Genomic DNA, 10,640 nt, shown 5'->3' with positions numbered 1-10,640 from the left:
AATTTCTGCTACAGCTTGAAGTCGCCACCAGAGGCATTTTCAGCGTCAGAGAAGCGCGCTTTGGCCTGGTCCAGCTCCTTCTGTAGAGTCTTAAAGATCTTTTTTACGTCCTCGTCGGTAAAGCTGTAGGCGTTTCTGTTGGAAAGGTTTCCGATCAGACGGACGTCGTTGAGAGCACGATTTACACGTTGCTCTGCAAGCCTTACGAATTTTTCTCTTTTTTCTGACATTGAGGTCTCACATATCCTACAAATAAATCAGGTTTTTCTCGAATATTTAGTAAATATTTAGTAAATATTTGCTAAGTCGTCAAGTTTTTTTGTGGGCGGTTTGCTGGTAGTCGTCTTGTAAAAGACGTTTGCTAGGGGGAAGGGAGGGGCGGCGTAAATTTTTTGGCGTTTGGGAGAAGGCTAAGTCGGAGAAAATTAGGAATCGGCGTCTAGGCTTTTTGTCAGTCTGGCTTAGCTGACCTGCGAATTTCTGATGCTTTACCCATAAAGAGGTCAGGCCAAGAGACGGATTTTTGATTACAATCCCTGATCGCATCCAAGATCCAGATAATTTCGGCTTCCGGCCCACGTATGCCGCATTCCCACAGTTCGAAAACGCGCCACCCTGATGCCAACAAACTCTCCTTGTTCTTGGCATCCCTGGCAACGTTCTGGTCAAACTTTGTTCGCCAGAATTCGTCATTGGTTCTCGGAGTGGTCGCGTATCGGCAGCCGGGGTGTCTGTGCCAGAAGCAACCGTGAACAAAAATACAGACCCGATAACGCGAGAGCACCAGATCGGGTCTTCCAGGTAGATTCCGTTGATGCAAGCGATACCTGAAACCATACCGATGCAGCATGCGCCGGACTTTTATTTCCGGAGATGTATCGCTACCACGGATGCCAGCCATCATGCGAGACCTGACTTCTTTGCTGACTATGTCCATAAATGACTCCCAGATAAATCTGAATCTTCCAGAAGATGTGACCCCTGAGCCTATCGGATTTCTCAATGAGCCGATCCAGGTCGTAGACCTCTTTGCCGGCCCTGGAGGGCTTGGGGAAGGTTTTACTTCATCTGGTGGGGGGGATCGCTTTGAGATCGTTGTTTCTGCGGAAAAAGACCCAAAAGCTTGGCAAACCCTCCGGTTACGTGCGTTCTATCGACTGCTCAAAAAGCGAAGACCAGACCTGCTTTTTGAATACTACAATTTCTGCAACGATCCAAAAGCCCCAGACATGTTTGAGCCTTCTGTTAATACAGAGTACCTGTGGGACTTGGCGGGGAAGGAAGCCAAGTGCATCACTCTGGGGAGTGACCAAGGCAATATAACCCTAGATGAAGCCCTGAACGACGGACTGAACGAAAGGCGCCCGTGGGTGCTGATCGGTGGACCTCCATGTCAAGCATATTCGATCGTGGGGCGCGCGCGGAACCAGTCCAAGGTCGATTACAAGGCAGAGGAAGACCACCGACATTTCCTATACAAGGAATACCTGCGAATCATTCGGGAGAGGCAGCCCACAATGTTCGTCATGGAAAATGTAAAGGGAATTCTCTCATCCAAGGTTAACAATGAACGGATATTTTCGAACATTTTAAAGGACCTTTCGGACCCTGGCCAAGCTCTTCATCTAGAGGGGGCGGGCAAACAGTACCGTATTTACTCTCTGGTAACTGGCAGTTCTTTTGGTCCTGGTGAGGATGTGGAAAAGATTGATCCAAAAGCCTTTATCATTAGGGCGGAGGATTATGGTATTCCCCAAGCAAGGCATCGGGTAATCCTTTTAGGTATTGCTACAGATAGTCTCCCTGCGTCGAATGATTGGGTAAAGCTGGCTTCTGATAAATGCAAAGAGTCAAAGGTTTCAGTAGGGCAAGTGCTAAATAACCTGCCTAGACTTCGCAGTGGTCTTTCAAAAACCGAGGACAGCCAAGCAGGCTGGATTGATGTTGTTACAGAACAGCTGAATTATATTCAAAGCCAGACCAATCCTGTCAACGTAGAGCTATGGTCTGGGTTTCAAGACCTGTCTAGAGCCTTTGAGGGGCCAGACGTGCCGGTGAGTCCTGGTGGGAGAAGGGTAAAAAGAAAGGATGCGAAGGATGATGGCTCGACTAATAGTTTGAGCCTGGACGAATGGTATTTAGACGAAAATTTAGAATATTGGCTAAATCATGAGTCTCGTGGGCATATGCCGACGGATCTACGTAGATACCTATTTGCTGCTGTGTATGCAAAACTTCATGGTTCTTCGCCTAAAGGACATGAGGGATTCTTCCTAAAGGGATTGGCGCCCGACCATAAGAACTGGGAAACAGGAAAGTTTAGCGATCGATTTAGAGTTCAGATTGAAGATAGGTATGCCACAACTATCACAAGTCATATCTCCAAAGACGGACACTATTTCATCCACTACGACCCAACTCAATGCCGAAGTTTGTCTGTTAGAGAAGCCGCCCGTATCCAGACATTTCCAGACAACTATTTCTTCCAAGGCAGTAGAACCGACCAGTTCCATCAAGTTGGAAACGCAGTGCCACCATTACTGGCGTCAAAGATCTCGAAAGTGGTGTTTGGTATCCTATTCGACAAGGTAAGGGTTTACGACCAACGCTTTGCTGAAGAGGCGAAGGGTGAAGAGAGCTACGCCTAAGCTTGCTTAAAGATTGGCTGTTGAAACTAAAAAGCCCCGATTGGATCGGGGCTTTTTAGTTCTGCTATTTAAATGCGATTAGCGAATCGCGAATAAAACCAGAATCAATCCCAGCTCAAAGCCCCACCAGTCTGATACTCAATAACCCGAGTCTCAAAGAAGTTCTTCTCCTTCTTCAAGTCCATAATCTCGCTCATCCAAGGGAACGGGTTAGTCGTCCCCGGGTACTCTTCCTTCAACCCAATCTGCGACAAACGACGGTTAGCGATGAACTTCAGATAGTCCTCCATCATCGCCGCGTTCATGCCCAGCACACCACGAGGCATGGTGTCGCGTGCGTATTCGATCTCCAGCTGAGTGCCTTGCAGGATCATCTGCGAAGCTTCTTCCTTCATTTCGGCATCCCACAAATGTGGGTTTTCGATTTTGATCTGGTTGATCACGTCGATGCCGAAGTTCAGGTGCATGGATTCGTCGCGCAGGATGTATTGGAACTGCTCGGCGACGCCGGTCATTTTGTTGCGGCGGCCCATGGAGAGGATCTGGGTGAAGCCGCAGTAGAAGAAGATGCCTTCCAGAACGCAGTAGTAGGCGATCAGGTTGCGCAGCAACTCTTTGTCGGTTTCGACGGTGCCGGTTTCGAACTTCGGATCGGAGATCGAGCGGGTGTATTTCAGGCCCCAGGTGGCTTTTTTCGCGACCGATGGGATCTCGTGGTACATGTTGAAGATTTCGCCTTCATCCATGGCCAGCGATTCGATGCAGTACTGGTAGGCGTGGGTGTGGATCGCCTCTTCGAAGGCTTGGCGCAGGATGTACTGGCGGCATTCCGGGTTGGTGATCAGGCGGTACACGGCCAGGACCAGGTTGTTGGCAACCAGGGAGTCGGCGGTGGAGAAGAAGCCGAGGTTGCGCATCACGATGCGGCGCTCGTCGTCGGTCAGGCCTTCCGGGTCTTTCCAGAGGGCGATGTCGGCGGTCATGTTGACTTCTTGCGGCATCCAGTGGTTTGCGCAGCCGTCCAGGTACTTCTGCCAGGCCCAGTCGTACTTGAAAGGTACGAGTTGGTTGAGGTCGGCGCGGCAGTTGATCATGCGCTTTTCGTCAACGGCGACACGGGCGGAGGCGCCTTCGAGTTCGGCGAGGCCTTCGGCGACGTCGAGGGAATCCAGGGCGGCTTTGGCGCGGGCAACGGCGGCGGAGTCAGCAGCGGTCACGGCACGGGCTTCCAGGGCGGCGGCACCGCCGGCGCTGTCGAGACGGTCCATGTTGGCTTCGGTGGCGTGGCCAGCGTTGGCGCTCTTGACTGCTACTTCCGTGTCTTCTTTGTCGAATTCGTCCCAGCTCAGCATGACGTGTCGTCTCCTGCGTGAGGGCCAGTGTGCCCGTGTGAAATTGGATGGGTCGGTTTTTCACACGGCCGTACTGGCCGCGTTGGATCTAAAGGAATCGTTTTTTGCGGCAGCTATACGCAGGCATCAAACAGAATTTTGTACGGGGTTCCGAGAGCCACTGATGGGCGCAGCAAGCGTTGATCGCCTGTGCGGGGCTTCAGACTGGCTTTTCATCCCTGTAAGGGGATATTGCAGGCCCGTTTAAGGCCGCATTATAGGGAAGTTTTGCGAGCTGTGGTGCGGCGAAATGGCTCACGGATCGGTCGACGGCGGCCGCATTTCGGTCGGAGCGAGGGTTTACAGGGCTTTGGGCGATGTTGGCGGGGGGAAGATTTTTTTTCTTGATTTTTTGCCCCGGGAATTTTTTGTACAAGAAATAACCAAAAAAGGCTTTTTTCACTACATCTTGTGTTTCGGTGGGGTTTTCTCCGGCTCCAGACACAACTAAGCCCGACCGAAGTCGGGCTGTGAAGTCACGCAGGCGGATCAGCTCAGGCGACCTGCACCGACGTGATCGGCGCCATCGGCAGCGAGGCGGGCGGCACCGGTGTGGTCAGAGCCGTCGGAGGCGAGTTTGCCGGCGCCAACGTGATCTGCGCCATCGGCTGCGAAGGAGGCTGAACCGGTGTGGTCGTAACCGTCGGAAGCGACAGCGGCTTCAGTGGTGTAAGCGGCCGAGCCGGTGCGGTCGTAACCATCGGCGGCGAAGGTGTTGGCAGCCAGGACGGAGAGGGTCAGGGCGAGGATCAGTTGGGTTTTCATGGTCGTTGCTCCAGTTTCGTCTGCGTTGTTTGTCTTGGGTTGCAGTTGATTCTACGCCGACCAATTCGATTAAAAAGCGCAAATAAATGCTTAAAACGATCTACATAATCGATAGTTGTGCTGTGGCGTTTCACTTGCCTGATTGCGGCGGATGGTTGGAACCTTTTCGGGAGTAGGGGTGAAGCGGGAGGTCAGCCATTGGTGCAGCCGTTGCCCATCATGCTGTAGCGCAGGATATGCCGTTGGCCGTGGGAATCTTCGTATTCCATTTTCATCGGCACAACTTCACAGACGTTTGGCGCTTCGCTCATGGAGATCACTTTGGCGATGTCCAGATGGGTGGAGTAGGTGTATTCCTCTATGGCCGGTTGTTGCTGCGCGACATCAGTCGGGATCTCGTTTGCCATGGCGGTTGCGCACAGACTGCCGAGGGCCAGAACTAATAAAGCTTTCATTGCGGATTTACCTTTTGGAGGTCGAAAGGGGGCACGCAATCCTTTTGAGATTGCGTGTGGAACTTCAGTACCGGAGTGTTTGATTAACTGCCTTCGTGGGGGCTGCAACTGGGTTAATCAGGTTGCCTTGTCGGCGTGGCTGATTTTAGGCGTGGGCGCCTCGTCCATATAGCCGTGGATTTGATAAACACTTTTGACAGATCCTGTAACAATCCCTGAATAGCCTCTTCTTTTGTGGGGGCGAGCTTGCTCGCGATGAGCCAGAGAGCACCGTGGGGTGTCAGATTGGACGCGTTATCGTTGACGACCATCGCGAGCAGGCTCGCTCCCACAGGTACCGCGGCGGTAGTGGGTTTGACGGGTTTTCACGACAATTTGTAGGGGCTTGTTACTACCATCGTCGAATGGTTCTATAGGCCCGGCCCGGCTACAACAGGGCCATACAAAAACAACTATTCCACCGAGGTAAGAAAGATGAGTGCGGCTTCCCTGTATCCCGTTCGTCCCGAGGTTCTGGCTAACACGCTGACCGACGAGGCGACCTACAAGGCCATGTACCAGCAGTCGGTCGTCAACCCCGACGGCTTCTGGCGCGAGCAAGCCAAGCGCCTCGACTGGATCAAGCCTTTCACCACGGTGAAACAGACTTCCTTCGACGATCACCATGTCGACATCAAATGGTTCGCCGACGGCACCCTCAATGTTTCCTACAACTGCCTCGACCGTCATCTGGCCGAGCGCGGTGATCAGGTGGCGATCATCTGGGAAGGCGACGACCCTGCCGAAAGCCGCAACATCACCTACCGCGAACTGCACGAGCAAGTGTGCAAGTTCGCCAACGCCCTGCGTGGTCAGGACGTGCACCGCGGCGACGTGGTGACTATCTATATGCCGATGATCCCCGAAGCCGTGGTCGCCATGCTGGCCTGTACCCGGATCGGCGCGATTCACTCGGTGGTGTTCGGCGGTTTCTCGCCGGAAGCCCTGGCTGGTCGCATCATCGACTGCAAATCCAAAGTGGTGATCACCGCCGACGAAGGCATTCGTGCCGGCAAGAAGATCCCGCTCAAGGCCAACGTCGACGATGCGCTGACCAACCCGGAAACCAGCAGCATCCAGAAAGTCATCGTGTGCCAACGCACCGGTGGCGACATCAAGTGGAACCAGCATCGCGACATCTGGTACGAAGACCTGATGAAAGTGGCCGGCACCGTGTGCGCGCCAAAAGAGATGGGCGCCGAAGAAGCGCTGTTCATCCTCTACACCTCGGGCTCGACCGGCAAACCGAAGGGCGTGCAGCACACCACCGGCGGCTACCTGTTGTACGCGGCCATGACCCACGAGCGTGTGTTCGATTACCGTCCGGGTGAAGTCTACTGGTGCACCGCCGACGTCGGCTGGGTCACCGGCCACAGCTACATCGTCTACGGCCCGCTGGCCAACGGCGCGACCACGCTGCTGTTCGAAGGCGTGCCGAACTACCCGGACATCACCCGGGTGGCGAAGATCGTCGACAAGCACCAGGTCAACATCCTCTACACCGCACCGACCGCGATCCGCGCCATGATGGCCTCGGGCACCGCCGCCGTTGAAGGCGCTGACGGCAGCAGCCTGCGCCTGCTCGGTTCGGTCGGCGAGCCGATCAACCCGGAAGCCTGGGACTGGTACTACAAGAACGTCGGCAAGTCCCGTTGCCCGATCGTCGACACCTGGTGGCAGACCGAAACCGGCGGCAACATGATGAGCCCGCTGCCGGGCGCCCATGCCCTCAAGCCGGGTTCGGCGGCGCGTCCGTTCTTCGGCGTGGTGCCGGCCCTGGTGGACAACCTGGGCAACATCATCGAAGGCGAGGCCGAGGGCAACCTGGTGATTCTCGACTCGTGGCCAGGCCAGGCGCGTACCCTGTTTGGCGACCACGACCGCTTCGTCGACACCTACTTCAAGACCTTCCGTGGCATGTATTTCACCGGTGACGGCGCCCGTCGCGATGCCGATGGCTACTACTGGATCACCGGCCGCGTGGACGACGTGCTCAACGTGTCCGGCCACCGCATGGGCACCGCCGAGATCGAAAGCGCGATGGTCGCGCACCCGAAAGTCGCCGAAGCCGCGGTGGTCGGTGTGCCGCACGACATCAAGGGACAGGGCATTTATGTCTATGTCACCCTGAAAAACGGCGAAGAGCCGAACGAGCAACTGCGCCTGGAACTGAAAAACTGGGTGCGCAAGGAGATCGGCCCGATTGCATCGCCGGATGTGATCCAGTGGGCGCCGGGGCTGCCGAAGACTCGCTCGGGCAAGATCATGCGGCGGATTCTGCGCAAGATTGCTACGGCTGAGTACGATGGGTTGGGGGATATTTCCACCCTGGCTGATCCGAGTGTGGTGCAGCATTTGATTGATACGCACAAGACGATGAATGTTGCGTAAGCGCTGATTCTGAGTCACTGAAAGCCCCGTCAGGTGTTGAGCCTGGTGGGGCTTTTTTATGTCTGAGGTTTTTGTGTCGACTGGACTGGCCTCATCGCGGGCAAGCCCGCTCCCACAGGGTTTTGTGGTGTGACTCAGATCGCGTGCACACCACAAATCCCTGTGGGAGCGGGCTTGCCCGCGATGGCGATCTTTCAGACACCCGATAAACAGGGCCAATAAATATCGGCTTCAGCCGTCGGAGGTTTCCTACTGTTACCTGGGATCTTTCAGGTTACTGAATGTGTAACCGCATCGCGCCATTACGGGGCATTGGGAAACGCCAGGCCCCAAATCAGGGGCAATAAACCGTGGATGAAAAATAAGACCCCACGCTGCGCTTGCCGGATTAGAAGGGTTTGCCAATAATAGGCCCGCAATTTGCAACATAGATCGGTTCCATGTCTTTTGCTCTTGCATGATTTTGCAGGGCTGTCAACGCGCTAAAACGACTTTCTCGGTGCTTCTGTAATTAGTTGTCGCATTGAAGAAATATCGGCCTCCGGCCTGTCGTTAGAATGCCGATCACTCGCTCGTCGTTGCCCGTGTTGAAAATTCGCACGCGCAATGTAGGACGCAGCACTGCTTTCCGGTTCCACTCATTCGCATATTGGGCTGTTGCTCACTCTGCCGTTTTTGCCCTTTACCGATGGAGTCCCAAGATGAAGAAACTCGTGCTGCTTGGCGCCCTGGCACTGTCCGTGCTGTCCCTGCCAACCTTCGCCGATGAAAAACCTCTGAAAATCGGTATCGAAGCGGCTTACCCTCCGTTCGCCTCGAAAGCACCGGACGGCAGCATCGTTGGTTTCGACTACGACATCGGCAACGCCCTGTGCGAAGAGATGAAGGTCAAGTGCGTGTGGGTCGAGCAAGAGTTCGACGGTCTGATCCCGGCGCTGAAAGTGCGCAAGATCGACGCGATCCTGTCGTCCATGTCGATCACTGAAGATCGCAAGAAGTCCGTGGACTTCACCAACAAGTACTACAACACCCCGGCTCGCCTGGTCATGAAGGCCGGCACTCCAGTCAGCGACAGCCTGGCTGAGCTCAAGGGCAAGAACATCGGCGTGCAGCGTGGTTCGATCCACGAGCGTTTCGCCCGCGAAGTCCTGGCCCCGCTGGGTGCCGAGATCAAGCCTTACGGTTCGCAGAACGAAATTTACCTCGACGTGGCCGCTGGCCGCCTCGACGGCACCGTGGCAGACGCTACGCTTTTGGATGACGGTTTCCTGAAAACCGACGCCGGTAAAGGCTTCGCGTTCGTCGGCCCGGCGTTCACCGACGTCAAATACTTCGGCGACGGCGTAGGCATCGCGGTGCGCAAGGGTGACGCGCTGAAAGACAAGATCAACACTGCGATCACTGCCATTCGCGAGAACGGCAAGTACAAGCAGATCCAGGACAAGTACTTCGCCTTCGATATCTACGGCAAGTAACACGTCCAGGCGACAAGTCCGAAATGGCGCAAGCAGCAGGATCTCTGAGGTTTGCGCCATTTTTTCATCCCAACGTTCGAGGACCTGAATCATGTTGAAAGGCTACGGGGCTGTCATCCTCGATGGCGCTTGGCTGACGCTTCAGCTCGCCTTGTCGTCCATGGCTCTGGCCATTGTGCTGGGCCTGATCGGCGTGGCACTGCGTCTGTCGCCAGTGCGCTGGCTGGCCTGGCTGGGCGACCTGTATTCCACGGTCATCCGCGGTATTCCCGACCTGGTGCTGATCCTGCTGATTTTCTACGGCGGCCAGGACCTGCTCAACCGCGTCGCGCCGCTGCTCGGTTTTGACGACTACATCGACCTGAACCCGCTGGCCGCCGGTATCGGTACCCTGGGCTTCATCTTCGGTGCGTACCTGTCGGAAACCTTCCGTGGCGCCTTCATGGCGATCCCCAAGGGGCAGGCCGAAGCCGGCATGGCCTACGGCATGAGCAGCTTCCAGGTGTTCTTCCGGGTGTTGGTGCCGCAGATGATTCGTCTGGCGATTCCGGGTTTCACCAACAACTGGCTGGTGCTGACCAAGGCCACCGCGCTGATTTCGGTGGTGGGTCTGCAAGACATGATGTTCAAGGCCAAGCAGGCGGCAGATGCCACCCGCGAGCCTTTCACCTTCTTCCTCGCAGTGGCGGCGATGTACCTGGTGATCACCAGTGTGTCGTTGCTGGCATTGCGTCACCTTGAGAAGCGCTACTCGGTAGGCGTAAGGGCGGCTGATCTATGATCTTCGACTACAACGTCATTTGGGAGGCCTTGCCGCTGTACTTCGGCGGCCTGCTGACCACCCTCAAACTGCTCGCGCTGTCGCTGTTCTTCGGCCTGCTGTGCGCATTGCCGCTGGGCCTGATGCGCGTTTCGAAGAACTCGGTGGTCAACATGTCCGCCTGGCTCTACACCTACGTGATCCGCGGCACGCCGATGCTGGTGCAGCTGTTTTTGATCTACTACGGTCTGGCGCAGTTCGAAGCCGTGCGCGAAAGCTTCCTCTGGCCATGGCTGTCCAGCGCAACGTTCTGTGCGTGCCTGGCGTTCGCGATCAACACCAGCGCCTACACCGCCGAAATCATCGCCGGCAGCCTGCGGGCCACGCCGAACGGCGAGATCGAAGCGGCCAAGGCCATGGGCATGTCGCGGTTCAAGATGTACAAGCGCATCCTGCTGCCGTCGGCCCTGCGCCGGGCGCTGCCACAGTACAGCAACGAAGTGATCATGATGCTGCAGACCACCAGTCTGGCGTCCATCGTGACCCTGATCGACATCACCGGCGCCGCGCGCACGGTCAACGCCCAGTTCTACCTGCCGTTCGAGGCTTACATCACGGCCGGCGTGTTCTACCTGTGCCTGACCTTCATCCTGGTGAAACTGTTCAAGATGGCCGAGCGCCGCTGGCTGGGCTACCTGGCCCCGCGGAAGCACTGA

At 55.8% G+C, this 10,640-nt stretch carries 11 protein-coding genes; 5 read left to right on the top strand and 6 right to left on the bottom strand.

All coding sequences use genetic code 11. The features are described 5' to 3' along the window. Positions 1-8: 8 nt before the first annotated feature. Entirely contained in the window at positions 9-230 is a 222-nt protein-coding gene (locus AB4O16_RS09715) for a hypothetical protein (protein WP_160389721.1), read from the bottom strand. Between the two features lie 221 nt (positions 231-451). Continuing rightward, positions 452-901 carry a very short patch repair endonuclease gene (locus tag AB4O16_RS09710; RefSeq protein WP_305989812.1) on the bottom strand — a complete coding sequence of 150 codons (450 nt, stop codon included), beginning with the start codon at positions 899-901 and terminating at the stop codon, positions 452-454. 1 nt (position 902) lies between these two features. Between AB4O16_RS09710 and dcm the strand changes: the two genes are divergently transcribed. Then, positions 903-2,648: a DNA (cytosine-5-)-methyltransferase gene (gene dcm, locus AB4O16_RS09705; protein ID WP_256678353.1), complete on the top strand. Its 1,746-nt coding sequence runs from the start codon at positions 903-905 to the stop codon at positions 2,646-2,648. Positions 2,649-2,752: 104 nt separating this feature from the next. On the opposite strand, the gene AB4O16_RS09700 is transcribed toward dcm, so the two are convergent. The 4 genes from AB4O16_RS09700 to AB4O16_RS09685 all read right to left on the bottom strand — a co-directional run bounded on the left by AB4O16_RS09700 (position 2,753) and on the right by AB4O16_RS09685 (position 5,259). Then, positions 2,753-4,000: a ribonucleotide-diphosphate reductase subunit beta gene (locus tag AB4O16_RS09700; RefSeq protein ID WP_160389719.1), complete on the bottom strand. Its 1,248-nt coding sequence runs from the start codon at positions 3,998-4,000 to the stop codon at positions 2,753-2,755. A gap of 199 nt (positions 4,001-4,199) precedes the next feature. Beyond that, entirely contained in the window at positions 4,200-4,442 is a 243-nt protein-coding gene (locus AB4O16_RS09695; protein ID WP_460157606.1) for a hypothetical protein, read from the bottom strand. Between the two features lie 86 nt (positions 4,443-4,528). Then, complete coding sequence (locus AB4O16_RS09690) at positions 4,529-4,804, bottom strand: hypothetical protein (protein WP_150717332.1); 276 nt, start codon at positions 4,802-4,804, stop codon at positions 4,529-4,531. A gap of 191 nt (positions 4,805-4,995) precedes the next feature. Beyond that, positions 4,996-5,259: a DUF2790 domain-containing protein gene (locus AB4O16_RS09685; protein WP_460157605.1), complete on the bottom strand. Its 264-nt coding sequence runs from the start codon at positions 5,257-5,259 to the stop codon at positions 4,996-4,998. A gap of 474 nt (positions 5,260-5,733) precedes the next feature. Between AB4O16_RS09685 and acs the strand changes: the two genes are divergently transcribed. From acs to AB4O16_RS09665, 4 genes are all read left to right on the top strand, one after another. Further along, positions 5,734-7,689, top strand: coding sequence for an acetate--CoA ligase (gene acs / locus AB4O16_RS09680; protein ID WP_460157604.1), 1,956 nt, complete (start codon positions 5,734-5,736; stop codon positions 7,687-7,689). A 701-nt stretch (positions 7,690-8,390) separates the two neighbouring features. Then, positions 8,391-9,164 carry an ABC transporter substrate-binding protein gene (locus AB4O16_RS09675; protein ID WP_008154331.1) on the top strand — a complete coding sequence of 258 codons (774 nt, stop codon included), beginning with the start codon at positions 8,391-8,393 and terminating at the stop codon, positions 9,162-9,164. 91 nt (positions 9,165-9,255) lie between these two features. Continuing rightward, positions 9,256-9,945 (top strand): ABC transporter permease, encoded by a 690-nt coding sequence (locus AB4O16_RS09670; RefSeq protein WP_034151464.1) that lies wholly within the window; start codon positions 9,256-9,258, stop codon positions 9,943-9,945. After that, on the top strand, positions 9,942-10,640 hold the full coding sequence (locus tag AB4O16_RS09665; RefSeq protein ID WP_160389714.1) for an ABC transporter permease: 699 nt from the start codon (positions 9,942-9,944) through the stop codon (positions 10,638-10,640). Before AB4O16_RS09670 ends, AB4O16_RS09665 begins: the two co-directional genes overlap by 4 nt.

The sequence above is a fragment of the Pseudomonas sp. S2_H10 genome (assembly GCF_054668285.1).
Note: the sequence above shows the minus strand (reverse complement) of the source record. Positions and strands in the feature narration are given on the sequence as shown.